Source organism: Pseudogracilibacillus sp. SO10305 (genome assembly GCF_037072005.1).
Lineage (GTDB): Bacteria > Bacillota > Bacilli > Bacillales > Amphibacillaceae > Pseudogracilibacillus > Pseudogracilibacillus intestinigallinarum.
Genome location: NZ_JAXHDE010000006.1, coordinates 1 through 25082, shown reverse-complemented (window position 1 = coordinate 25082; position 25082 = coordinate 1). Strand labels below are relative to the sequence as shown.

At 34.3% G+C, this 25082-nt stretch carries 24 protein-coding genes; 6 read left to right on the top strand and 18 right to left on the bottom strand.

The window, feature by feature from the left end; all coding sequences use genetic code 11:
• Positions 1-19 precede the first annotated feature (19 nt).
• Entirely contained in the window at positions 20-1192 is a 1173-nt protein-coding gene (locus tag SPD45_RS06505) for a class I SAM-dependent methyltransferase (protein WP_336266930.1), read from the top strand.
• A gap of 100 nt (positions 1193-1292) precedes the next feature.
• On the opposite strand, the gene SPD45_RS06500 is transcribed toward SPD45_RS06505, so the two are convergent.
• The 5 genes from SPD45_RS06500 to SPD45_RS06480 all read right to left on the bottom strand — a co-directional run bounded on the left by SPD45_RS06500 (position 1293) and on the right by SPD45_RS06480 (position 9276).
• Entirely contained in the window at positions 1293-2930 is a 1638-nt protein-coding gene (locus tag SPD45_RS06500; RefSeq protein ID WP_336266929.1) for an AMP-binding protein, read from the bottom strand.
• 16 nt (positions 2931-2946) lie between these two features.
• Positions 2947-4089, bottom strand: coding sequence for an acyl-CoA dehydrogenase family protein (locus tag SPD45_RS06495; RefSeq protein WP_336266928.1), 1143 nt, complete (start codon positions 4087-4089; stop codon positions 2947-2949).
• Positions 4090-4305: 216 nt separating this feature from the next.
• The gene (gene parC / locus SPD45_RS06490; protein ID WP_336266926.1) at positions 4306-6756 is read right to left on the bottom strand and encodes a DNA topoisomerase IV subunit A; all 2451 of its coding nucleotides are present in this window, start codon (positions 6754-6756) and stop codon (positions 4306-4308) included.
• Between the two features lie 29 nt (positions 6757-6785).
• Positions 6786-8708 carry a DNA topoisomerase IV subunit B gene (gene parE, locus SPD45_RS06485; protein ID WP_336267046.1) on the bottom strand — a complete coding sequence of 641 codons (1923 nt, stop codon included), beginning with the start codon at positions 8706-8708 and terminating at the stop codon, positions 6786-6788.
• Between the two features lie 154 nt (positions 8709-8862).
• Complete coding sequence (locus tag SPD45_RS06480) at positions 8863-9276, bottom strand: CoA-binding protein (RefSeq protein WP_336266925.1); 414 nt, start codon at positions 9274-9276, stop codon at positions 8863-8865.
• A gap of 176 nt (positions 9277-9452) precedes the next feature.
• On the opposite strand from SPD45_RS06480, the gene plsY reads away from it, so the two are divergent.
• The 3 genes from plsY to SPD45_RS06465 all read left to right on the top strand — a co-directional run bounded on the left by plsY (position 9453) and on the right by SPD45_RS06465 (position 10677).
• Entirely contained in the window at positions 9453-10046 is a 594-nt protein-coding gene (gene plsY, locus SPD45_RS06475) for a glycerol-3-phosphate 1-O-acyltransferase PlsY (protein ID WP_336266924.1), read from the top strand.
• Positions 10047-10137: 91 nt separating this feature from the next.
• Complete coding sequence (yidD, locus tag SPD45_RS06470) at positions 10138-10377, top strand: membrane protein insertion efficiency factor YidD (protein WP_336267045.1); 240 nt, start codon at positions 10138-10140, stop codon at positions 10375-10377.
• Between the two features lie 12 nt (positions 10378-10389).
• The gene (locus SPD45_RS06465; protein ID WP_336266923.1) at positions 10390-10677 is read left to right on the top strand and encodes a HesB/YadR/YfhF family protein; all 288 of its coding nucleotides are present in this window, start codon (positions 10390-10392) and stop codon (positions 10675-10677) included.
• A gap of 133 nt (positions 10678-10810) precedes the next feature.
• On the opposite strand, the gene SPD45_RS06460 is transcribed toward SPD45_RS06465, so the two are convergent.
• The 12 genes from SPD45_RS06460 to gpr form a co-directional block, all read right to left on the bottom strand.
• Positions 10811-11107 (bottom strand): hypothetical protein, encoded by a 297-nt coding sequence (locus SPD45_RS06460; RefSeq protein ID WP_336266922.1) that lies wholly within the window; start codon positions 11105-11107, stop codon positions 10811-10813.
• A gap of 2 nt (positions 11108-11109) precedes the next feature.
• On the bottom strand, positions 11110-11535 hold the full coding sequence (locus SPD45_RS06455; protein WP_336266921.1) for an acyl-CoA thioesterase: 426 nt from the start codon (positions 11533-11535) through the stop codon (positions 11110-11112).
• 208 nt (positions 11536-11743) lie between these two features.
• Entirely contained in the window at positions 11744-12505 is a 762-nt protein-coding gene (locus SPD45_RS06450; RefSeq protein WP_336266920.1) for a 16S rRNA (uracil(1498)-N(3))-methyltransferase, read from the bottom strand.
• Between the two features lie 150 nt (positions 12506-12655).
• A complete protein-coding gene (prmA, locus tag SPD45_RS06445; protein ID WP_336266919.1) occupies positions 12656-13594 on the bottom strand; it encodes a 50S ribosomal protein L11 methyltransferase in 939 nt (312 codons plus the stop codon).
• 33 nt (positions 13595-13627) lie between these two features.
• A complete protein-coding gene (dnaJ, locus tag SPD45_RS06440) occupies positions 13628-14746 on the bottom strand; it encodes a molecular chaperone DnaJ (RefSeq protein WP_336266918.1) in 1119 nt (372 codons plus the stop codon).
• A gap of 129 nt (positions 14747-14875) precedes the next feature.
• Positions 14876-16699 (bottom strand): molecular chaperone DnaK, encoded by a 1824-nt coding sequence (gene dnaK, locus SPD45_RS06435; protein ID WP_336266917.1) that lies wholly within the window; start codon positions 16697-16699, stop codon positions 14876-14878.
• Between the two features lie 24 nt (positions 16700-16723).
• Complete coding sequence (grpE, locus tag SPD45_RS06430) at positions 16724-17314, bottom strand: nucleotide exchange factor GrpE (protein WP_336267044.1); 591 nt, start codon at positions 17312-17314, stop codon at positions 16724-16726.
• 83 nt (positions 17315-17397) lie between these two features.
• Positions 17398-18423: a heat-inducible transcriptional repressor HrcA gene (gene hrcA / locus SPD45_RS06425; RefSeq protein WP_336266916.1), complete on the bottom strand. Its 1026-nt coding sequence runs from the start codon at positions 18421-18423 to the stop codon at positions 17398-17400.
• Between the two features lie 150 nt (positions 18424-18573).
• On the bottom strand, positions 18574-20382 hold the full coding sequence (lepA, locus tag SPD45_RS06420) for a translation elongation factor 4 (protein ID WP_336266915.1): 1809 nt from the start codon (positions 20380-20382) through the stop codon (positions 18574-18576).
• 109 nt (positions 20383-20491) lie between these two features.
• Entirely contained in the window at positions 20492-20758 is a 267-nt protein-coding gene (locus SPD45_RS06415) for a hypothetical protein (protein WP_336266914.1), read from the bottom strand.
• 15 nt (positions 20759-20773) lie between these two features.
• A complete protein-coding gene (gene spoIIP / locus SPD45_RS06410; protein WP_336266913.1) occupies positions 20774-21805 on the bottom strand; it encodes a stage II sporulation protein P in 1032 nt (343 codons plus the stop codon).
• Between the two features lie 169 nt (positions 21806-21974).
• Positions 21975-23063, bottom strand: a complete 1089-nt coding sequence (gene gpr, locus SPD45_RS06405) for a GPR endopeptidase (RefSeq protein WP_442961998.1) — start codon at positions 23061-23063, stop codon at positions 21975-21977.
• A gap of 185 nt (positions 23064-23248) precedes the next feature.
• Between gpr and rpsT the strand changes: the two genes are divergently transcribed.
• The gene (gene rpsT, locus SPD45_RS06400; RefSeq protein WP_336266910.1) at positions 23249-23515 is read left to right on the top strand and encodes a 30S ribosomal protein S20; all 267 of its coding nucleotides are present in this window, start codon (positions 23249-23251) and stop codon (positions 23513-23515) included.
• Positions 23516-23610: 95 nt separating this feature from the next.
• Here rpsT and holA read toward each other — a convergent pair whose 3' ends face one another.
• Positions 23611-24642, bottom strand: a complete 1032-nt coding sequence (holA, locus tag SPD45_RS06395) for a DNA polymerase III subunit delta (protein ID WP_336266909.1) — start codon at positions 24640-24642, stop codon at positions 23611-23613.
• A 172-nt stretch (positions 24643-24814) separates the two neighbouring features.
• On the opposite strand from holA, the gene SPD45_RS06390 reads away from it, so the two are divergent.
• Complete coding sequence (locus SPD45_RS06390; protein ID WP_336266908.1) at positions 24815-24946, top strand: YqzM family protein; 132 nt, start codon at positions 24815-24817, stop codon at positions 24944-24946.
• The last annotated feature ends 136 nt before the right edge of the window (positions 24947-25082 follow it).

Genomic DNA, 25082 nt, shown 5'->3' with positions numbered 1-25082 from the left:
AAGTTAAGAGGGGTTTTCTATGGAATTTAATGAATTAAAAGAAACATTTGTTCAAAAAGTGATGAATGAACTATTTATCCATGGAACGATAAGTCAACCACGTCAAAAATCGAATGATTTAAAACGCGTCCGTTTAAAGAAAATTGCACTACAAAATGAATTATACATCCAGTTTGAATATCAATATGAACGTATCATGAAACATGAAAATATATTACTTAAAGATATCGGACACGTCTTAGATCCTTTACTAGAAGAGTTCCGTCAAGTGCATGCACAATTTGAAACGGAACAAATTCATATTCAAATTTCTAAAAAGTTTAAAGTAATGTGGAAAACAACCAAGGAGGTTGTAAAGAAAGCAGCAACATTAGAGCATAATCGAAAGAAAAATTATTTATTAGATGAAAACACGGTTCATCCTTTTTTAGTTCGTTTAGGTGTGCAAACGGAAACTGGTCAAATAAAAAAAGCACATTATGATAAATTTCGACAAATTAATCGATTCATCGAATATATTGACGATGCAATCGAATATTTACCAAAAAATCGCACCGTTCGCATTTTAGATTTCGGTTCCGGAAAATCTTATTTGACGTTTGCACTATATCATTATTTACATGTCGTAAAAGGATATGATATTCAAGTAACAGGATTAGATTTAAAAAAAGAAGTGATCGAACATTGTCAGCAAATTGCGAATGATTTACAGTACGAACATTTACAATTCCTCGTTGGGGATATTAATGATTTTAATGAGGAAACTTCTGTCGATATGGTCGTCACATTACATGCATGTGATGTAGCGACAGATATGGCATTAGCTCGGGCAGTTAGATGGGGAGCGAACGTTATTTTAAGTGTGCCATTTTGTCAACATGAGTTATTCTCACAAATGGATGCACCAGCATTAGATGTTTTATTACAACACGGTCTAATGAAAGAACGATTTGCTGCACTTGCAACAGATGCAATTCGAGCAGAAATATTGTCTTTAGTTGGCTATGAGACGCAATTATTAGAGTTTATTGATATGGAACATACACCAAAGAACATTTTAATCCGAGCTTATTATACTGGAAAAGAAAGTACGAAAGCTGCTATGAAAAAATATGAGTCGTTCCGTGATTTACTCACAGCAAAGCCATTTTTAGAAAAAGAGTTACATGAACATTTATACGTGAAAAAGTGAGTTGCAATAAGGTAAGAGGTGTCTCAATTGCTCCCATCAAATAAATTGATACAAAAACAGGAACGATACATCGCCATGACGTAAAGTTCCTGTTTTTTCTCTATTTGTTTTTAACGATATCGATACATTGTTCACGTAATTTGTATTTTTGGATTTTCCCACTAGCTGTCATTGGATACGTTTCAAAGAAGTGAATAAACTTTGGAACTTTGTGCCATGAAATATTGTCTAAACAAAATTGTCTTATAGCTTCCTCTGTCACTTCACTACTTTCTTTTCGTTTAATACAAGCCATAACGACTTCCCCATATTTTTCATCTGGAATGCCGATCACTTGCACATCAATAATTTCTGGATGACGGTATAAAAATTCTTCAATTTCACGTGGATAAATATTTTCCCCACCACGAATGATGACATCTTTGATACGCCCAGTAATCGAATAATAGCCATTTTCATCTACTTTCGCTAAATCACCTGAATGTAGCCACCCATTTTCATCCATCGCCTCTTTTGTTGCTGCTTCATTTTTATAATATCCCTTCATCACATGGTAACCACGTGTAATGAGTTCACCTTGCTCATTTGGCGGCAGTTCTTCCTTCGTTTCTGGGTCGATGATTTTTGCTTCTATATCGGGATGAATTTTTCCTACGGTACTAACGCGTAATTCTACCGGATCATCTACGGTTGTTTGTGTAATGACGGGAGATGTTTCTGTCAGACCGTAAGCAATCGTAATTTCGTTCGCTCCCATTTTATCCATTACTGCTTGCATTACTTCAATTGGACAGTTAGATCCAGCCATAATACCTGTACGCAAATGACTTAAATCATATTCAGCAAAATTAGGCTCATTTAATTCTGCAATAAACATCGTCGGCACTCCGTGTAGCGCTGTACATTTTTCTGATGCGACCGCTTCTAATACTTTTTTTGCATTAAATTGTTCAACAATGACCATCGTCGATCCTTTAACAACTGCTGTTAAAATACCTAATACACAACCAAATGTATGAAAAAATGGTACTGGAATACATAAACGATCTTCGTTTGTTAAACGCATTCTGTCCCCAATTCGTTTCGCATTGTTGATGATATTGTAATGAGATAACATAACACCTTTAGGAAATCCTGTCGTTCCAGAAGTATATTGCATATTAATGACATCATCATAATGTAAACTATTTTTGCGATTTTCGAATACATCTGCTTCAACAGTTTCTCCTTTATCGCTTATATCTGAAAATGTGAATGCAAAATTACGCGATTCTTCATCCATGACGATAATATTTTTTAAATATGGCAATGTTTCGGATTGTAGCTTTCCTTTTTCAGATGTTTTTAATGACGGGCATATTTTTTCTAAAATATCTAAGTAGTTCGTATGTTTATAATGGTTCGCCATAATTAATGTCGTTGCATCTGATTGTTGCAATAAATATTCTAATTCAAATGCTTGATAGTTCGTATTAACCGTAACAAGTACCGCACCAATTTTTGCAGTTGCAAATTGCGAAATAATCCATTCAACTTTATTATCAGACCAAACTGCGATATGGTCCCCTTTTTTGATACCGATAGATACTAATCCTTTGGCAAAGTCATTTACACGATTATTAAACTGTTCATACGTTAAACGTAAACCATGTTCGGGATAAACTAAAGCCTCATGGTTCGGATGTTTTTCTACTTGCCGTTCCAATAATTGTCCGATAGTATGTTCCATAAAGTTCATATATTACCCTCCAACATTAACAACCTAAGTGTCGTGCAATAACGACACGTTGGACTTCAGATGTACCTTCTCCAATAACGAGCAATTTTGCATCACGAAGCAATCTTTCTACTTCATATTCTCTCATATAACCATATCCGCCATGGATTTGAATAGCTTCATCTGCTGAGCGTACAGCCGTTTCAGTTGCAAATAATTTGGCATATGCTGCTTCTTTTGAAAAAGCTTTCCCTCGGTCTTTCAACCAAGCAGCTTTTATTACCATATTTCTAGCTAATTCAACTTCCATCGCCATATTAGCTAATTTAAATTGAATTGCTTGAAAACTACTAATCGGCTTTCCGAATTGAGTACGCTCTTTTGCATATGCTAATGCACGATCTAATGCTGCTTGCGCAATACCTACTCCTAGTGCACCAATTGAAATACGACCACCATCTAATGTTTTTAAAAACTGTTTAAATCCAGCTTCTTTGTCTCCTAATAAGTTTTCTTTCGGGATACGAACATCTTCTAAAACGATCTCTGCAGTATCAGAACCACGAACTCCCATTTTATCGTAGTTACTCGTAATTGTTACCCCTTTCGTATTTGTTGGTACGATAAATGCGGAAATAACATTACGTCCTTTTTCGTTTTTACCTGTAACTGCTGTAACAATTAATGTTTCTGCAAAACTAGCATTCGTAATAAAACATTTTTCACCATTAATGACATACTGATCGCCTTCTAAAACAGCAGTAGTTTTTGTTCCACCCGCATCTGATCCTGCATTCGGTTCCGTTAAACCGAAAGAAGCTAATGCACGTCCTTCAGCTAAAGGTTGTAAATACGTCTTTTTTTGTGTTTCGGTTCCGAACATATTAATTGGGGAAGCACCTAAAGAAACAGCAGCTGCATAACTTAATCCAGTACTTCCACATACACGACCAATTTCTTCTACTGCTAATGCATATGAAATTGTATCTGCACCAGCACCACCATATTCTTCTGGAATTGGCAATCCTAACAAACCTAATTCACCCATTTGATCAAAGATGTCTTTTGGAAATTTCGCATCCCGGTCAATCTCAATAGCGCGTGGTGCAATGACATCATTTGCAAAATCACGAACCATTTGACGAATCATCTCTTGTTCTTTCGTAAATTCAAAATTCATGTTCTTCCTCCTCTTAAATTTTCTCTCTTTATGTATAAACGTATAAGTATTCTTATTTTAATACATTTATTCGATTATTGCACAATATTAATTATGACCTGGTATAAAAATATTAATATTCTTATAAAATATCACTCTTTTTTATACATAAAATCGAAAGGCTTCCCGTAATATGCACATATGAAAATTGCTATTTATTACGAAAAGCCTCTTTTATTAATTTTCTTCTATATCAAATATTTTTTCATATGGTGTGTCTGTTACAATTTCTTGAATATTTCCTTCGTTTTCTGTATCAATGACGAAGGAACCGTTACTTTGTCTATCACTAATTGGTAATCCATATGGAATTAATTCTACTTTTTCTTCATCTGATGTAATGAAGTGTAATTTTTCATCTTTTTCTAAAATAAAAAATCCTTGAATACGATGTGGTTTTGATTTTAATTCCCGAAGCATCATTACACCCCGTCTAGCTCTAGAAGAACGTTCAAAAACTTGCAATGTCATTCGTTTACATGCACCTCTTTGTGTTACGATAATTAAGTTTGGATCTTCAGATTCATGTAAAATTTGACCATTTACGACATAATCATCATCTTTTAATTGAATACCTATGACACCGAGGGCACGTTGTCCGATGGGACTAATATCTGCTTCATTAAACCATAAACCATATCCTAAATGTGTTGCAATAAAGATATCTTGTTTTCCATCTGTTTCAAAGACGTTAACGACTTCATCGCCATCACGTAAGTTTAAAGCAATTAAACTACGACTATAACGATTTGACTCATACAAATCTTGGGTTGATTTTTTCACCATTCCTTGTTTAGTGAAGAATAAAATAAACTTTTTGTTGGAAAATTCTCGCACAGGAATACATTGAACGACTTCTTCATGCTGTTCCATCGTCGTCATATTTGATAAATGAATCCCCATATCTTTCCACCTAATATCTTGTAACTCATATACCGGAATACAAATATATTTTCCAAGGTTCGTAAAAATTAGGAGGTTATCAGTCGTATCTATCTCCATTAAGCGTAATAGATGGTCAGTAGGTTTCATCGTTAAATCTTCTTTATTGGAAGCGGCATAAGAACGAAGGCTAGTACGTTTCACATACCCTTCTTTTGTTACGGAAACGACGACCGTTTCATTTGGAATGGTTACTTCAATATTAATATTGATTTCTTCAATTTCCGCTTCAATTTTAGTAAGACGTTCTGTTTTATATTCTTTTTTAATTCGTTTTAATTCATTTTTAATCGTATTTAATAGCTTTTTAGGACTTGCTAAAATCGCTTCATACTGAGCAATATGTTTTTCTAACGTATCTTTTTCTTCTTGTAATAATGTAATATCCGTATTCGTTAAACGATATAATTGCAATGCCAAAATTGCTTCAGCTTGTTCATCTGAAAATTTATAGCGAGCAATCATTTTTTGTTTAGCATCTGCTTTGTTTTCAGAATGGCGGATGAGATGAATTAATTCATCTAAAATAGAAATAGCTGTCATTAAACCTTCTACAATATGCGCCCGCTCTTTTGCTTTTTTAAGGTCGAATGTCGTTTGTCTTGTAATGACATCTTTTTGGTGAGCAATATATGCATCTAACACAGCTGGTAACGACAATAGCTTTGGTGTTTTATCTTCAATCGCAACCATATTATAATTGTAGGACACTTGTAAGTCGGTATTTTTATACATGAAGTTTAAAATACCTTCTGCATCTGCATCTTTACGCAATTCGATAACAATTCTCAATCCCTCACGGTCTGTTTCATCCCGTACTTCTTGAATCCCTTCTACTTTTCTTTCTGCATGAAGTTCATCCATTTTACGGACTAAGGTAGCTTTGTTTACATCATAAGGAATTTCATCGATCACGATTTGTTCACGGTTTCCTTTTCCTTTTTCAATGGTTGCATTACCACGTAAAATCACGCGACCTTTTCCTGTTTCAAATGCTTGTTTTATGCCATCGACCCCTTGTACAATTCCACCGGTTGGAAAGTCTGGACCTTTTATTTTAGTCATTAACTCATCGACAGTTGCATTTGGTTGCTCCATTTTCAATACAACTGCGTCAATCACTTCTGCTAAATTATGTGGTGGAATATTTGTCGCATAACCAGCTGATATACCTGTAGAACCATTAATTAACAGGTTGGGTAATTTAGCTGGAAAAACAGTCGGTTCCTCTGTCGTATCATCAAAGTTAGGAATGAAATCGACCGTTTCCTTTTCAATATCTTTTAGTAACTCTGTCGTTATTTTTGATAAACGAGCTTCCGTATAACGCATGGCTGCTGCAGGATCACCATCAATACTTCCATTATTCCCGTGCATTTCCACTAATTCATAACGCATTTTCCAATTTTGACTTAATCGGACCATCGCATCATAAACGGATATATCTCCATGTGGATGATAGTTACCGATCACGGTCCCGACGGTTTTCGCGGCTTTACGAAAGTTTTTATCATGTGTATTTTTATCCATATGCATTGCATATAAAATACGACGTTGTACAGGTTTTAATCCATCACGTACATCTGGGAGTGCTCGGTCTTGAATAATATATTTACTATAACGACCAAAACGGTCCCCGATGACGTCTTCAAGAGGTAATTCAATGAATTGATTTGCTTGAGACATAATCATTCTCCTTTTACACGTTCAAAATCTTATTTATCTAGTATGTTTTCATCTTCCTCTAAACCGAAAGCGACATTTTCTTCAATCCATGAACGACGTGGTGCCACCTTGTCCCCCATTAATGTCGTTACTCTTCTTTCAGCTTGTGCCATATTATCCATCGTTACACGTACTAATGTACGCGTTGTAGGATTCATCGTTGTTTCCCATAGCTGGTCTGCATTCATTTCTCCTAGACCTTTATAACGCTGAATCATATAGCCGGATTTGAATTTTTTAATCGCTTGTTCAAGTTCTTTTTCTTCCCAAGCGTAAATAATTTGTTCTTTTTTTCCTTTTCCTTTAGAAATTTTATATAAAGGTGGTAAAGCGATATATACTTTTCCCGCCTCAATAAGGGGGCGCATATGACGATAGAAAAAAGTCAATAGTAATACTTGAATATGTGCCCCATCCGTATCTGCATCTGTCATGATAATGATTTTATCATACCGAGCATTATCGACATTAAAGTCAGAGCCAACACCAGCTCCAATCGTATGAATTATCGTAGCAATTTCTTCATTTTTCATAACATCTTCTAATTTTGCTTTTTCCGTATTAATTACTTTTCCTCGTAACGGTAAAATCGCTTGAAAAACTCGGTCTCTTCCTTGCTTGGCAGATCCACCAGCTGAATCACCCTCAACTAGAAACAGTTCGTTTTTAGTGTAATCACGTGATTGTGCAGGTGTTAATTTTCCACTTAATAAAGTATCATTACGTTTTCTTTTCTTCCCATTCCGTGCATCTTCTCTTGCTTTTTGTGCAGCCTCTCGAGCTTCTTTTGCTTTAATCGCTTTCGTTAATAAGCTTTTAGCGATTTCTCTGTTTTCCTCTAAAAAATATGTCAGTTTTTCAGAAACGACACTGTCGACGACAGAACGAACTTCTGGTGTACCTAATCTACCTTTTGTTTGTCCTTCAAATTGTAAATATTTTTCAGGAACTCGAACAGAAATGACCATCATTAATCCTTCACGAATATCATTTCCATCTAAGTTTTTATCTTTTTCTTTTAAAATATCTGTTCTTCTTGCATAATCATTAAATGTTCTTGTAATTGCACTTCTTGCTCCTACTTCATGTGTACCCCCGTCTTTTGTGCGAACATTATTTACGAATGAATGCATGTTTTCTACATAGCTATCTGAAAACTGCATTGCAATATCGACTTCGATTTCGTCTTCCTTTCCTGAAAATGAAAGCACATCGTGTAAAGAATCTTTTCCTTCATTTAAATAATTGATAAATGAAATAAGCCCATCTTCATAATGGTATACTTCTTCTAAATCCGTACGTTCATCTTTCAGCGTAATTTTAATACCACTTAATAAAAACGCTGACTCTCGTAAACGATCACTAATTGTTTCGACTTTATATTCCGTCGTTGTAAAAATAGCCGGATCTGGTTTAAAGCGAATTTGTGTCCCTACTTGTCTTGTGTTGCCGACTTCTTTTAATGGAGCAACAGGATGGCCTCCATTTTCAAAGCGTTGTGTATATTTTTTTCCATTACGACAAGTTGTTACTTCGAGCCATTCACTTAATGCATTTACAACCGCTGCACCAACTCCATGTAACCCCCCACTTGCCTTATAACCACCTTGGCCAAATTTTCCACCTGCGTGTAACACGGTGAAAATAACTTCTGTTGTCGATACTCCTGTTTCATGTTGTCCAGTAGGAATACCACGTCCATCATCTTTAATGGAGACACTATTATCTTTATGCAATATTACATCAATTTCATTTCCGTACCCTGCTAATGCTTCATCTACTGCGTTGTCAATAATTTCATAAGCTAAATGATGTAATCCTTTTACATCCGTACTACCAATATACATTGCAGGTCTTTTTCGTACGGCATCTAGTCCTTCTAATACTTGTATCGATTGTTCATCATAATTCATAGAAGTATCACTCAATGTACCTCGACTCCTTTAACTTTCACTTCCATCACTGTATAAAATATTATACGGTTATTCATTCAGATTTCAATTGTTCATTACATTTTACCGAATAAAAAGAGATGACGATTGTGTCATCTCTTTTCGTTCTCTTTTACTATAATAACACTGCATGCAACACTTTTATACATAAATCCATTATTACAGTAAACTCATGTTCTTTCAATGTTTTATATGCTTCTTCATTTGATACACCTTGTTGTGCCCAAAAAACTTTACAATCTGTTTGAATTGCTTCCTCTGCAACTTGTGGTAGAAACTCTGATCTTCTAAATACATTAATAATATCAATTTTTTCTTCAATGTCAGTTAATCTAGTATATGCCTTTTCTCCTAGTACTTGATCAACTTTTGGATTTACTGGAATAATTTTGTAGCCAGCTTTTTGCATTGCTTCAGCAATTTGATAAGAAGTTCTAGCGGGATTATCAGATAAGCCGACAATTGCAATTGTTTTTGATTCTTTTAAAATTGTTTTAATAGTTTCATTTGGAGGATTTTTCCATGTCATTGTACATACCACCTTTATATGTAAATTGAAAACGATTTAATTACCTTTACTTTACCATATTTTCCTCTATTTAAAAAATATTGCGTATTTCAACATTGTTCGTACTGTTTTATAAAAAATTATGCTAAACTAAATAATTAGAACAAAGAATAAAGAAAAGAAAGTGGGACGAGAAAGTGGAATATGTTATTTTTATTATTATCGCTTATTTATTAGGGTCGATCCCTTCTGCGTTAATTGTAGGAAAAATTGGCTACAATATAGATGTTCGAGAACACGGAAGTAAAAATATGGGGGCAACGAATGCCTTTCGTGTTCTAGGTAAAAAAGCTGGCATTATTGTCACAATTTCAGATATTTTAAAAGGAACATTAGCAACAATTGCTCCTCTTATTGGAGCTATGTTTATGGATGTGGAAGTGTCCCGTTTATTGATAGGTATATTTGCTGTAATTGGTCATACATATCCTATCTTCGCAAAATTTAAAGGTGGGAAAGCAGTTGCTACATCTGGTGGAGTTATTTTAGGTATTAATCCTTTATTATTTTTAGCAATCGTCGCAACGTTTTTAATTACGTTAAAAATAACGAAGTATGTTTCTTTATCATCGATGTTAACTGGTGTTATCGCAACGATTATTAGTGCGTTTTTGCACGATTTATTACTATTTTGCATGATATTATTTTTAACAATTTTTGTTATTATTCGTCATCGTGAAAATATAAAGCGTATTAAAAATAAAACTGAACCTAAAATTACATGGATGTAAACGTACGAATCCAAATAATTGAATCTGTTTTATTGCTTCACGTATACTAATGATAGTATCTATTCTTTGTAAAGGATGTCTATGAAACATGATGAAACATTTATTCATGGGAATTGTTCGATTTTATCAAAAGTTTATAAGTCCTATTAAGCCACCAACCTGTCGATTTTATCCTACTTGTTCACATTATAGTTTACAAGCATATGAAAGATTTGGTGCATGGAAAGGTACTTATTTAACTATAAAACGTATTTTAAAATGTCACCCATTTCATCCTGGTGGAATTGATTTTGTACCAGAAAAAGAGGAAAAGAATAATTCACATAGCTAGGAGTTGTTTTCATTGGAATTACATGTCACAAAAAAAGCAGTTCAATGGTATAAGGAAGAATTATTAGTAGACGAAGGGATGACAATTCGATTTTTCGTTCGATATGGTGGTGTTGGTGGACTCGTTCCCGGATTTTCAATCGGTGTAAAAGTGGAAGAAGAAAATCAGCCACATGTATCTGTTGTTGTCGATGGGATTACATTTTTTGTCTCAGAAGAAGATGCTTGGTATTTTGATGGAAAAGATCTTCATGTCACATATGATGAACAATTAGAAGAACCACAATTTACGTATTTGTAAATTGTGGTTTTATTTTATCGTACTATAATTCTGCTCGATCTTATTTCACTTATTATGCTATAGGGATACGATTGGATTTCTAACTTGCTATGGGGCATCGCTACTTACGTCTTCCTTATACAATATATGAGATTTATAAGTTAAAGCGACGGATATGACCGAACATTTTTTCCTTATATAAAATCTCGCGCTGTCTCTCTTCAAATAAATCAAAATGTGGGTATGATGTGAAATGGATCCATTCTTTTTTAAGTCCATATTGTTGACCCCAATGAATTAAGCGGTCGATATCATTACAACCCACTTTTGTAACGGATGTTGCGGTAGGGAAACGAGGATCTTCCCAATAATGTGTAAGAAAAGCAATTTCACCATTCTTCACTTTCTCTTTCCATAATATGAGTTCTTTTCGTTTAATCCCAAAAGCCACTTTTATCCCTCTTTACTTACTAAACGTTGATATGCTTCATGCCATTTAGGATGTACTTTACGTAATCGAAGCGGACGGAATGTTTTATGATCTACAATGACATGATCTGAAGCTCCTGTTACATACACATCGCCTTTTTCGTCTACAACACGATATTTATAAGTCGTACGAATGCCGTCATACTTCTCTAGCCATGTTTCAATAATGACTGTATTGCCATATCGAGCAGGTTTTTTATATGTAATTTGTAAATCGATGACTGGTGAAACGACCCCATCTTGTTCCATTTCCGCATACTTAAATCCTAGTTGTTCAATTAGTTTTGTTCGTCCGATTTCAAACCAAACTAAATAATTAGCATGATAGACGACACCCATTTGATCTGTTTCCTGATATCTTATTTCAATTTCTGTACGATTAATTACCACGACATTTAACCCCTAACCATATATAAATTATACATTTATTATAACATAGACGAATCATGTAGAAATACTATAAAACAGGGCTTTACCAAATAAAGTTAGTAACTCGATTAAAATCACTTTATACACATTGGTAATTTTGCAGCAATCGTTTCTAATTTCAAGCAGAAAAAATGGTGCCAGTGGATCATTTTTTCTCCACCAACACCATTTATTGTGCTTCTAATTCTTCAAAATAAAATGACAATGCACTTAATGCATATAATGAAGCTGTTTCCGTTCGTAAAATACGCTTTCCTAAACGAACCGCATGTGCTCCATATGATTTTAATTGCTCTACTTCTCGCTTTGAAAAGCCACCTTCTGGACCGATAAACAATAGTACACGGTCTGCTTTTTTAATATGTTTTAATGCTACGTAAAACGAATGATACTCTTCCGTTTTTGCTTCTTCTTCATAAGCAAAAAGAATATGATCATAGATGGACGCATCTTGTAACATGGCATCTAAAGTTCGGATTCCATCTATTTTAGGAATGGATGTGCGATGTGATTGTTCACTTGCTTCCTTTATAATTTTTTCATATCGTGGAAGTTTTTTATTCGTAGCTTTCTGATCCCATTTTGCAACAGAACGATCCATTTGAATAATTTCAAATTTATCTGCACCTAATTCAGTTCCTTTTTGTACGATGAGTTCTAATTTGGAGCCTTTCGGTAATCCTTGTGCGATTGTAACAGATACAGGTAAAGCTTTTTCTTCCATCATTTTCTCTTTCATTTCAAATGTGACAGATCCATCTTGGATTTCAGAAATCATCGCGATAAAACTTTCATCTGATGGGAAACTTAAAATAACTTCATCTCCGCTTTGCATGCGCATTACGTTTATAATATGGTGGGCATCTTCATTCGAAATAGTAACAGTTTGATCATCGTTTATATCATTTTCTATGATAAAATATCGTTGCATCAAAACACCTACTTTTTTGTATCAATAATTAAAAAGATATATGAGAATTATATTAGGCTTCGTTAGCCATTTACCATAAGCATTTTTAGCAGCAATGTATAACAGACGTCATCCAACAAGAGCTACTGTTTCACTGCTCAGAGACGTTTCTTAACCTTTTTTGGCGATGAAACTTACCCAATTGTTCTGTTCATTTTTTTCCATAATCGTAAATCCTTTTTTCTCCATTGCATCACATACCATTCGTTCTTTTGATTGAATAATTCCAGATGTAATAAAAAGCCCACCATCTTTTAAATTATCCCATGCATCATCGATTAGCAATAATAAAATATCCGCTAATATATTTGATACGATTATATCGGCGGTTTGCGATACATTTTTCAATAAGTCATTTTGTTTAACGGTAATTTTATGTTGGAAATTATTTATATCACGATTCATTTTAGTACTATGAACTGCTACTTCATCTAAGTCATATGCATATACATGCTCTGCCCCTAATAAAACGGCACCGATGGATAATACACCAGAACCAGAACCAACATCCAATATAATATCACCTGGTGTAATAGTTTTTTCAATTGCTTGCATACTTAAAACTGTTGTCGGATGTGTCCCTGTACCAAATGCCATGCCAGGATCAATAGAAATGATTTGTTCGTTTTCATTCTTTTTCGTGTAATCTTCCCAGCTTGGTACAATCGTTAATGTATCCGTAATAGGCAAAGATTTAAAATATTTTTTCCATTCATTTTCCCAATCTTCTTCTTTTACGTCATGCACAAATACATCATCTAAACCTAAATCAATCTCATACTGAGCAAGTAATCGAATTTTTTGTACCAATGATTTTTTCTTTGTTTCCCATTGATCATTTGCGACGAAATATGCTTTAATAAATACGCCTTCTTTCGGAAACATATCTTCATTTAGTGCATATAATTCTCCGTAAAATGCACGTTTCTCCCTTGTTAAAACATGTGGATCGACGATAACTACACCGTTTGCACCTTCATTATTTAAGACGTTTGATACAGGCTCTATCGCTTCATTTGTAGTATGATAGACAAATTCCTTCCAATCCATTGCATGTCACTCTTTTCTTCGTATAAAAGTCGACTATTCACCTTTAAAAGCTTTTTTAAAACGTTTAAAGATTGTGTCTTCTTCTTCCGATATTGGTGTATTGTCATCAAGTTGATTAAATTCCTTTAATAACTCTTTTTGACGAGATGTTAATTTAGTCGGTGTTACGACACGAATTTTAACATGTTGATCTCCCTGGCCATAACCTCGCACGTTCGGTGCACCTTTTCCACGTAAGCGGAATGTTTTCCCAGTTTGTGTTCCAGCAGGTACTTTAATGTTTACGGCACCATGTACAGTCGGAACTTCAATTTCATCTCCTAATGCTGCTTGAGCAAAAGTGATCGGTACTTCTAAGAAAATATTATCTCCTTCACGTTGGAAATATTCATGTGGATTCACGCGAACAACGACAAATAAGTCTCCAGCTGGCCCACCATTTTTACCTGGTTCTCCTTTTCCTGATAAACGAATTTGTTGTCCTTCATCAATCCCGGCTGGAATGGATACTTTAATAGTACTATTTTTCTTCACTTTTCCAGCACCACGGCATGTCGTACATTTATCTGTAATAATTTTTCCTTTTCCTAAACAATGATTACACGTTCTCTGACTTTGTACACGGCCAAATGGTGTATTCTGTTCCACTGTTACATGTCCAGATCCATGACAATTCGAACATGTTGTAGGATTTGTACCAGGTTTTGCACCTGATCCATTACATGTTTCACAATTTTCTTCTTTCGGAATAGTAATTTCCGTTTCCTTTCCAAAAATTGCTTCTTCAAATGTTAATTCCATCGTATATTGTAAGTCTGCTCCTTGTTGTGGTGCATTTGGATCTCTTCTTCCACCACCACCGAAGAACATATCAAAAATATCATCCATGCCACCGAAGCCACCAAAGCCTCCGCCACCACCGAAGCCTTGTTGTTGGCTTGCATGACCAAATTGATCATATTGTGCACGTTTTTGTTCGTCATAAAGTACTTCATATGCTTCTTTAGCTTCTTTAAACTTTTCCTCAGCGTCGTCTTCCTTGTTCACATCTGGGTGATATTTACGCGCTAATTTGCGGTATGCTTTTCTAATTTCTTCTTTACTTGCGTCTTTCGAGACACCTAATACTTCATAATAATCTCGTTTACTCAAAATATTCACTCTCCTGAAACGATCTCAATCTTATTTATAATACCATTAATGTAATTGCCATAGCAAATGAGTCTCTTAAAAAAAGTCAAAGCCAAGAAATCCTGACTTTGACCTTTTGTTTCTATATATTTATTTCTTTTCATCGTCCACTTCTTCAAAATCTGCATCTACTACATCATCTGATCCAGCTGCATCATCCTCTGCACCTGCTTGTTGTTGTGCTTGTGCTGCTTGTTCATATAATTTTGTAGCTAACTGCTGAACTTCTGCTTCAAGTGCTTCTTTTTTCGCTTTAATATCTTCCATGTCTTCGCCTTCTAAGGCAGTTTTAAGTTCATCTTTTAATTGTTCTGCCTTTGCTTTTTCATCGTCAGAAACATTTTCACCTAAATCTTTTAATGTTTTTTCTGTCATGAACACAGCTTGGTCAGCTTCATTACGTAGATCGATTTCTTCACGACGTTTTTTGTCCGCCTCCGCATTTTCTTCTGCGTCTTTTACCATTTGATCGATTTCTTCATCTGATAAACCTGAAGAAGATTTGATTGTAATCGATTGTTCTTTATTTGTTCCTAAATCTTTTGCACGTACGTTTACAATACCATTTGCGTCAATGTCAAATGATACTTCGATTTGGGGAATTCCACGTGGTGCTGCTGGAATATCTGTTAATTGGAAACGGCCTAATGTTTTGTTATCTGCAGCCATTTCACGTTCCCCTTGTAATACGTGAATGTCTACAGCAGTTTGGTTATCTGCAGCAGTTGAGAATACTTGTGATTCACTTGTTGGAATAGTTGTATTACGTTCGATTAATTTTGTCGTAACGCCACCCATTGTTTCAATTCCTAGAGATAGTGGTGTTACATCTAATAATAATACGTCTTTAACATCACCTTGTAATACTCCACCTTGGATTGCCGCCCCTAAAGCAACAACTTCATCAGGGTTTACTCCTTTTGATGGTTCTTTACCAGTTTCGTTCTTAATTGCTTCTTGAACTGCTGGAATACGAGTAGATCCACCAACTAAAATTACTTTATCAATATCTGAAGCAGAGAAATCCGCATCTTGTAACGCTTTACGTACAGGAACCATTGTTTTCTCGACTAAATCTGATGTTAACTCATCAAATTTCGCACGAGTTAATGTCATTTCTAAATGTAATGGTCCAGCTTCTCCAGCTGTAATGAACGGTAATGAAATTTGAGTTTGTGATACACCTGATAAATCTTTTTTCGCTTTTTCAGCCGCATCTTTTAGACGTTGTGTCGCCATTTTATCTTGTGATAAATCAATGCTATTTTCTTTACGGAACTCTTCAACCATATAGTCGATGATTTTTTCGTCGAAGTCATCCCCACCTAGACGGTTATCCCCTGCTGTTGAAATAACTTCAAATGTTCCATCACCAATGTCTAAGATAGATACGTCAAATGTACCTCCACCTAAGTCATATACTAAAATAGTTTGGTCGCCTTCTTTGTCCATACCGTATGCAAGAGCTGCTGCAGTTGGTTCGTTAATAATTCTTTCTACTTCGAGACCTGCGATAATACCTGCATCACGAGTAGCTTGACGCTCTGCATCGTTAAAGTATGCTGGAACTGTAATAACAGCTTTTGATACATCTTCACCGATATAGCTTTCTGCATACTCTTTTAAATGTTGTAATAAAATAGCCGATACTTCTTGTGGCGTATAATCTTTATCTTCAATTGTTACTTTGTAATCAGTACCCATATGACGTTTAATGGATTGAATTGTGTTTGGGTTTGTAATTGCTTGGTTTTTCGCAACATTCCCTACTTGTCTTTCACCGTTTTTAAACGAAATAACAGATGGTGTTGTTCTGTTTCCTTCTGGGTTAGGAATAACAACTGGTTCTCCACCTTCCATTACTGTTACACATGAATTTGTTGTTCCTAAGTCAATACCAATAATTTTACTCATCATTTATTCTCCTTCTTCTATAAACTATTTATTAACTTTTACCATTGCTGGTCGAATTACTTTATCTTTTAACATATACCCTTTTTGTAGTTCTTCTACAACAATATTTGATTCTACTGATTCATCTTCTACTTGCATCACTGCTTGATGAATATTCGGGTCGAATTGTTCGTTCACTGCGTTAATCGCTGTAATTTCCTCTGATTGTAATGCTTCTGCAAATTGATTGTAAATCATTTGCATCCCATCCATCAATCCTTTGTTTTCTTCTGTAATTTCTACTTGTAATGCACGTTCGAAATTGTCTAATACAGATAAAAGTGCTATCGCTAATTTTTCGGATTGATATTTTCTTTCCGCAAGTCTTTCTTCGTTCGTACGACGTTTGAAGTTATCATACTCTGCTTGAATACGAAGCATGCGGTCTTTTAATTGGGTTGTTTCTTGTTTCAATTGTTCATTTTCTTGTAAAATTTCTTCTATATTGATTTCTTTACTTTTTTCAGCATTCGCCTCATGATCTTCTTCTGTTACGTCCTGATTTTCATCGATAATCGTCTCATCGATTTCTTCATTCGTAACGTTTTGTTCTTTCGTTTCTTCCAAAACGTACACCTCCGTAATATCCATTACCACGTTACACAATAACATGAATTTTATACAAAATAAACTATAATGGTCATTCTTTTAATATGTTGTTACTCATTTCTATGTGGGTAAAAAATTTCGCTTATCTCATTCGATAATGCTTGCATTAATGAAAATACTTTACGATATTCCATCCTTGTTGGACCTATTAATGCAATTTTCCCTGTTTGATTGTCATTTAATTTATACGAAGACGTGATCAAACTGAAGTGTTTAATTGCCTCATGTTCATTTTCATTGCCAATCGATGCTTGAATCCCTTCTGATTGTTTCGATAATAAGTCAATCATTAGTTGTTCGTTTTCTAGCATCGTATAAAAATCGTAAATTTTTTCAACGTCTTTAAACTCTGGTTGCATCAGGATGTTTGATTGTCCACCGACATAAATTTTTGTACTATCGTCATAAGTTAAAACAGTCTGAATATAATCATACATTACTTCATAATTGTGTATATGCTTTTCCATTAATGCATAAACCTCTGACTGTAAGGTATATGGTAATTGGACGAGTGGTACATTTTGTAAACGATCATTCAAAATATTCATGAGCTTTTCTAATTCAGACATCGAAATCGTGCTCGGTACCGTAAATGATTTATGTTCCACATGTCCGGTATTCGTCACTAAAATAGCAACAGCAGTCGTATCAGAGATTTTGACTAATTGCACTTGTTTTAACGTTGCATCCATATCATGTGGACCAAGAATGACTGTCGTATAATTTGTTAACTGCGATAATAAGTCAGCAGATAATTGAACAATTTGTTCAAAGTCGACCATTTTATTTTGTATGACATGTTTAATAATATTTAATTCTTTTTGTTTCATTTTTGGTGTAATCAAATGGTCTACATAATACCGATACCCTTTTTCAGATGGGATTCTTCCAGAAGAAGAATGTGTTTTTTCGAGTAATGCCATATCTTCTAAGTCTGCCATCACGTTTCGAATTGTTGCAGAACTAAGTTGAATCGATTCATCTTTAGATAAAGCGCGAGAACCGATTGGGTGCGCTGTATCAATAAAATTATCGATAATCGTTTGTAAGATGAGCAACTGTCTTTCTGTTAACATGTTTATCACCTCTGTTAGCACTCGACCGATGTGAGTGCTAATACTAATTATAAATTATCAAATCTCATTTTCATTGTCAATTATGTTGACTCTTTTTTTATAAAAAAAGTAGATGATTGGATTACCATCATCTACTTCGTCTTTTCTATATTAATCATCATTCAACTGTAACACGCTCATGAACGCTTCTTGCGGAATTTCAACAGAGCCGACCATCTTCATTCGTTTCTTACCTTCTTTTTGTTTCTCTAATAACTTTTTCTTACGTGAGACGTCTCCTCCATACAGTTTCGCTGTGACATCTTTACGTACAGCTTTAATATTTGTTCTTGCAATAATGTGGTTTCCAATTGCCGCTTGAACAGGGACTTCAAACTGTTGTCTTGGAATTAATTCACGTAGTTTTTCCGCAATTTGACGACCACGACTTTGAGCAAAGTCTTTATGGATAATAACAGACAGCGCATCAATCGCTTCACCATGTAATAAAATGTCCATTTTCACTAAATCTGATGCTCGATTTTCAATATATTCATAATCTAATGACGCATACCCTTTTGTATGTGATTTCAATTGATCAAAGAAATCAAAAACAATTTCTGATAGTGGTATTTCATATACGACATTGACTCGAACATCGTCTAAATATTGCATATCAACGAATGACCCACGTTTTCGCTGGCAAATCTCCATTACTGGACCAACAAAATCATTTGGTACCATAATCGTTGCTTTTACATATGGCTCTAAAATTTGTTCGATTTCAGTTGGCTCAGGCATTTGAGCTGGATTATCAATGCTTATTATTTCTCCATCTGTTTTATGCACCTCATAAATAACACTTGGTGCTGTTGTAATTAAATCAATGTTAAATTCTCTCTCGATTCTCTCTTGGATAATTTCCATATGGAGTAAACCTAAAAATCCAGTCCGGAAGCCAAATCCTAATGCTTGAGATGTTTCAGCTTCGTATTGTAATGCAGAGTCATTTAGCTCTAATCGTTCTAATGCATCACGTAACGGATTATAATCTTCCGAGTTAACAGGATATAGTCCACAGAAAACCATTGGATTTAACTTACGGTACCCTGGTAGTGGTTCTGTTGTTCCATTTAATGCATTTGTTATCGTGTCTCCAACACGCGTATCTTTTACATTTTTAATTGCCGCCGTCATATAACCTACATCTCCGACGGTTAAATGGCTACGTTTTTCTTCTTTTGGTGTAAAAACACCAACTTCTAACACTTCATATTCTTTATCTGTTGCCATCATTTTTATTTTATCGCCAACATTAATTTGTCCCTCTTTCACACAAACATATGCGACAACTCCACGGTATGGATCATATAATGAGTCAAAAATTAGCGCTTTTAATACCTCATTTGGATCCCCTTCTGGTTCCGGTACTGCTTCTACGACTCGCTCTAAAATATCTTCAATACCGATATTTTCCTTTGCCGATGCTAAAATAACATCATCAGGATTGATGCCAACAATGTCAACTAATTCCTGTGTAACACGTTCAGGGTCAGCGTTTGGTAAATCAATTTTATTAATGACAGGGATAATTTCTAAATCATTATCTAAAGCTAAATAAACGTTTGCAAGTGTCTGGGCTTCAATTCCTTGTGCCGCATCCACCACTAAAATAGCTCCCTCACACGCCGCTAAACTACGGGATACTTCGTACGTAAAATCGACGTGCCCAGGTGTATCGATTAAATGGAATATAAAGTCTTCCCCAGCTTTACTCGTATATTCCAGTTGTACAGCATTTAATTTAATGGTAATTCCGCGTTCTTTTTCCAAGTCCATCGCATCTAATAAACGATCAGACATTTCTCTTTCGGTTAATGCTTTTGTATTTTCTAAAATTCGATCTGCTAATGTTGACTTTCCGTGGTCAATATGTGCGATAATCGAAAAATTTCGTACACTACGTTTTTGTTTTTTCATTTCCTGCCACTCCTACAATAAATTGAGCATATATTTTACATATCTGTTACATGATTATATCAGTACCCTTTGTTACTTTCAATATTATATCACTGTCACGTTTTTTTTATCAGAAAAATAAGGAAGCAAATTGATAAAGAAAATCTACTAATGTTGTTGTTAAAAAATTAAATATTTTTTCTATCTTACTAGTAATCGAATAAATAAAAGGTTCGTTCTCTTGTAAAATCGTCGCTTGCTCTTCCAATTCATAATCCCATAAAGGTTGTTCCTTAACATCTATCGTCGGCTTTTCCGTTTGTGCATCTACAGATTTATATGTCATCCCACTTACGAAACAAAATATACAAATGATAATAATGAAAAAAATCCTCATCGTTATTTCCTCCTATTACTTCATTACTTTTTCTGTATCAAAGTAAAATTGACTAAATGCATCTGCAAAAACATCTACGGTTGCATATAATTCATCAAAAGTATTTTCATATCCTCCAAGCTCAATTAAGAGTGCATTTTCCGATAAATCCTGATTATAGATCCCGTCGTTTCCTGGGCCAGATTTTGTAATAACTCCTCTACTTAAGCCCGGATATGATTCATCTATTTTTTTATGGAGCGTTGTTGCAATGGATAAGTTTTTCTCGTAATCTTTATGATCTCCACCAACGACAAATAGTATCGTCGCATAAGTTTCATCATTAATTGTTTTTGTTGTTTTATCTCTCGGTAAACTATCACGGTGAATGTCGATAAAATATTGTAATTGATTATTTTCCTTCATGACGTCAGCTACCACTTCTCTAGATGCTTCATATGATTGATAAAATTGCCATCCTTTTTTATGTAACATTGCTGTAATATCTGTATCATCTACCGTCACGCCGATATTTCTTTTTTCCAACTGCTGACGAAGCCGTTCGCTTACTTTTGTAATATTTACTTCATCATGGTAAGCACTACTTGGATTTTCTTCTTTTAAATGTGGCAAAAATGATTCACGATTATGAGAGTTATACAAGAACACCGTCTTTGATTGTGTATTCGGTGTTATTTCTTCTTCTTGTTCTTCTTCTTTCAAATTAGCTTCCCTTTCTTCAAGTATTAATTCTAATGGTGGTCCGGATTCATGTGATAAAAATTGATGTGTATCTAATTGTTCGCTTTGCACGACAATATTTCTTTCATAAATAGAAATTCCAGGTATTTCTTTAAAAATAAATGTTTTCACATCGTCTAGTTGCACGCTCGTTATAAGTTGAAACAACGTATCTGCAACAGATACTCGTTCTGTATCTTCCATCATGACACTAAAAGCCTGATTTTCCGCACTGAATAAATGGATAAAAAGTGAATCTTGTAAATGGATTGTCCAACTCGAAAAAAAAGATGACGACCATTTATCTGTTGACTTAAATGTCGTCATCCACCCGATGCATATAAATAAAAATATAGTTATGATAAACGAAAGGAGTATTCTTTCATAAGACTTCTTTAGAAACATTAGTATCACCCTTACAACCATCATTTTATAAGATCAACTTTTACATTTGTTTTATATGACATTGTATGTATCGTAAGGATGTTTAGAACTATTATTTTGTATAATTTGTCGCTTTCTTTAATTTCACTTTTTCATGTAAACATGCATTAATAGCCTGTGCTAATAAATGTGCCATGTCTTCCATATATTGATCGACTTCTTTTGGGGTAACAATCAAATTTTTACCAGAAGGAGTTAATATTTCCCGTAAAAATGCACGTTTTTCATCATCAGATAGAGCACCGATCATCCCAAAATATTTTTTTCTATCCTTTTCATTTGGTAGGTCACTTTCTGTTAGATTTTCATGTTGAATCGGAAGTATATTCGGCAAAAGAGATGATTTCGGACGGCCTTTCTCTTTTGCTTCTCGCCCAAGATTTTTTAAAATTTCATTCATCGTATCGTGTACGATCGTTACTGCGTCGACAACGGTAGGTACACCAATTGCAAATACAGGAATATTTAATACCTCTTTACTTAATTCCTTTCGTTTATTCCCAACTCCAGAACCAGGATGTATCCCTGTATCTGTAATTTGAATGGTTTCATTAATTCTTTCAACAGATTTAGATGCTAGTGCATCCACGACAATGACGAAGTCCGGTTTTAACCTTTCTATAACACTTAAGACGATATCACTCGTTTCCATTCCAGTCGTTCCCATCACTCCAGGAGACATTGCTGCCACTCGTCGATATCCTTCATGAAGTGTTTCATCATCGATTAAAAATAAATGGTTGGTAACTAATAATTTATCGATAGCCATTGGTCCTAATGCATCAGGAGTAATATTCCAATTCCCTAATCCGATTACTAAGCATGTTGCATCTTTCTCAATTTCATGGGAAATTAATAATTCATTTAGTTGTTTACTAATTATTTTTGCCGTTTCTAATTGTTTGTTTGCATCTGATTGGATCACTGATTTTGTATGAACCGTAATATAAGTTCCACTTTTTTTATTTATTTTAGAAGCTGCAGGTTCTTTTACATGAATGGTAGAAATCTTCATTCCATCTTCTTTTTTTTCCACGATTTTCACACCATCAATATCCTCATTTGTTTCTTGCACATACATTTCTTTTGCTTCCATAGCTAAATCTGTTCTAATATTATGCATGTTCCATTCCCTTTCTATTTCCAAATATGTACACTTAGTTTAAGCGTAAATCTTATTTTTATGTACAACGGTTGAAATTGCGCCCGTTATTTGATAAAATGTTTCTGTCGAATTACGTTGCTTTACGTGATGGAACAACGAATGAATTGGATGAATAAATATTTCATACAGTGAAAACGAAACTATTTATAGGAGGTGACATCATGGCTAACTTAAAATCAGCATTAAAACGTGTAGAAGTAAACAATAAAAAACGTGATCGTAACCAATCGGTTAAATCTGATATGCGTACAAATATTAAAAAAGTTGAAAAGTTAATCGAAGCAAATGATGTAGAAAATGCAAAAGCTGCATTTACAGCAACTACACGCATCATTGACAAAGCAGTTCAAAAAGGGGTAGTACATAAAAACAATGGATTACGCCAAAAAGCTCGTTTAGCAAAAAAACTTAATAAAGCTACTGCATAAGTTCATTATAAAAAAAGATTCCAGTAATTACTGGAATCTTTTTTTATTTACAATACCGATAGAAACGGCTTTCTTCTTTCGGGTATTTTAAGTTGTTACGAATACTGTTCTAATGTGGATAATTGATATAAGAGCATTTCAAAAGCAATCGCCTTATCCATTACACCTGTTTTAATTTTTTGGTCTGTATTTGTTAGTTCATTCATAATTTTTTGTAATGTCGTAATCGAATAACGATTACTTCGCTCACGCGCAAGTTTGACAACATATGGATGTACCTTAACTTCTGATTGAATGCGTTGTAGTGGATACCCTTTATTTACGAGTAGTTTCACTTGGAAAATGATTCTGAATTGATAACTCAATAAAGCGAGTAGCCCTATTTCATCTTCACGCATTTTTTCTAAACCTTTATAAATATGTATTGCTCCAAACAAATCATTTTTTAATACAGCATCCACTAACTGGAGTGCTGTTTGATTTAAAGAAGTAGACATTAAATTACGAACAATTTCATTTGTAACATGTCCTCCTTCTCCAACGTATAAAGCAAGTTTTTTCATTTCAGATGCTAACAAAGTTAAGTTTGTCTCAAATTCTGCCTCTAATAGATCACATGCATCAGCGTCAACGGTTATTTGTTCTTCCTTCGCTAAATATAACACCCAATTTCTTAGTGCCTTTTCCTTTAACGGTGCACAATGAACAACTTCTACATGTTTTTTTAATAATTTAGTGATTTTTTTACGTTCGTCTAATTTGTCGAATGGAACAATACAAATAAGTACTGAATAACTGGCCGGATGTTGTACATACGCCTCAAGCGCAGTGACATCATGCTCTATTTGTATCTTTTCCTGTTTAGATGTAATAAAACTCATATTTTCCGCCATAATTAATTTACGATCTGTAAAAAATGGTATCGTTTCTACATCGACTAACACATCTTGAATGGCTGTTTCACGTAAATCATAATAATTAATTTCCTCTTGTACTTCATCCTTTAACAGATCCATAACTTTTTGTTTAAATAAATCGATAAAATACTGTGATTCACCATACAATATGTACACTGGTTGGATATTATTTTTCTTTAGTTTTTTGAATGCATCATTAAAATCTACCATAATTATACACTTTCCTTTTTATTCATTAGGTTAATCATAGCAAAATTTCATGTTTATTGATATAATTTAAGAGCAATCAATTTATAAATAATTTTTTAAAAAAATAGCTTAGTCTAAAGTAGAATTATTTTATGAAATAATTTATACTTAAAGAGAAACAGGAGGGATTAAGATGAACGAATTTGAAAAAGATCCACAAGAAAAATCACTTGACGTACCACATGCGGCAACTGGTTTCGTCGCTTCATTTGTATTCTTTATTTTGATTTATGTAATTGGAGCAGTAATTGCACAAATGAACTAATCGCATACATACGTTGCATGAGGTTGGATATTGATCCAACCTCATTTTGTGGTTCTTTGTCAAATGGTGTTGGTGACAGATTAAAGTCATTCAAAATACATTGTAAATTATATGGTGTTTTTACATGAGCTTCGCC

Excerpts from the sequence above, each read along its gene's own strand:
- SPD45_RS06500 (WP_336266929.1), bottom strand. The coding sequence starts at position 2,930 with ATGAACTTTATGGAACATACTATCGGACAATTATTGGAACGGCAAGTA.
- SPD45_RS06415 (WP_336266914.1), bottom strand. The coding sequence starts at position 20,758 with ATGAGGATTTTTTTCATTATTATCATTTGTATATTTTGTTTCGTAAGT.
- dnaK (WP_336266917.1), bottom strand. The coding sequence starts at position 16,699 with ATGAGTAAAATTATTGGTATTGACTTAGGAACAACAAATTCATGTGTA.
- hrcA (WP_336266916.1), bottom strand. The coding sequence starts at position 18,423 with ATGTTAACAGAAAGACAGTTGCTCATCTTACAAACGATTATCGATAAT.
- lepA (WP_336266915.1), bottom strand. The coding sequence starts at position 20,382 with ATGAAAAAACAAAAACGTAGTGTACGAAATTTTTCGATTATCGCACAT.
- parC (WP_336266926.1), bottom strand. The coding sequence starts at position 6,756 with ATGTCTCAAGCAAATCAATTCATTGAATTACCTCTTGAAGACGTCATC.
- SPD45_RS06495 (WP_336266928.1), bottom strand. The coding sequence starts at position 4,089 with ATGAATTTTGAATTTACGAAAGAACAAGAGATGATTCGTCAAATGGTT.
- SPD45_RS06450 (WP_336266920.1), bottom strand. The coding sequence starts at position 12,505 with ATGCAACGATATTTTATCATAGAAAATGATATAAACGATGATCAAACT.
- holA (WP_336266909.1), bottom strand. The coding sequence starts at position 24,642 with ATGGTAGATTTTAATGATGCATTCAAAAAACTAAAGAAAAATAATATC.
- prmA (WP_336266919.1), bottom strand. The coding sequence starts at position 13,594 with ATGGATTGGAAGGAATTTGTCTATCATACTACAAATGAAGCGATAGAG.
- rpsT (WP_336266910.1), top strand. The coding sequence starts at position 23,249 with ATGGCTAACTTAAAATCAGCATTAAAACGTGTAGAAGTAAACAATAAA.
- parE (WP_336267046.1), bottom strand. The coding sequence starts at position 8,708 with ATGAATTATGATGAACAATCGATACAAGTATTAGAAGGACTAGATGCC.
- spoIIP (WP_336266913.1), bottom strand. The coding sequence starts at position 21,805 with ATGACGACATTTAAGTCAACAGATAAATGGTCGTCATCTTTTTTTTCG.
- yidD (WP_336267045.1), top strand. The coding sequence starts at position 10,138 with ATGAAACATTTATTCATGGGAATTGTTCGATTTTATCAAAAGTTTATA.
- SPD45_RS06505 (WP_336266930.1), top strand. The coding sequence starts at position 20 with ATGGAATTTAATGAATTAAAAGAAACATTTGTTCAAAAAGTGATGAAT.
- SPD45_RS06480 (WP_336266925.1), bottom strand. The coding sequence starts at position 9,276 with ATGACATGGAAAAATCCTCCAAATGAAACTATTAAAACAATTTTAAAA.
- SPD45_RS06390 (WP_336266908.1), top strand. The coding sequence starts at position 24,815 with ATGAACGAATTTGAAAAAGATCCACAAGAAAAATCACTTGACGTACCA.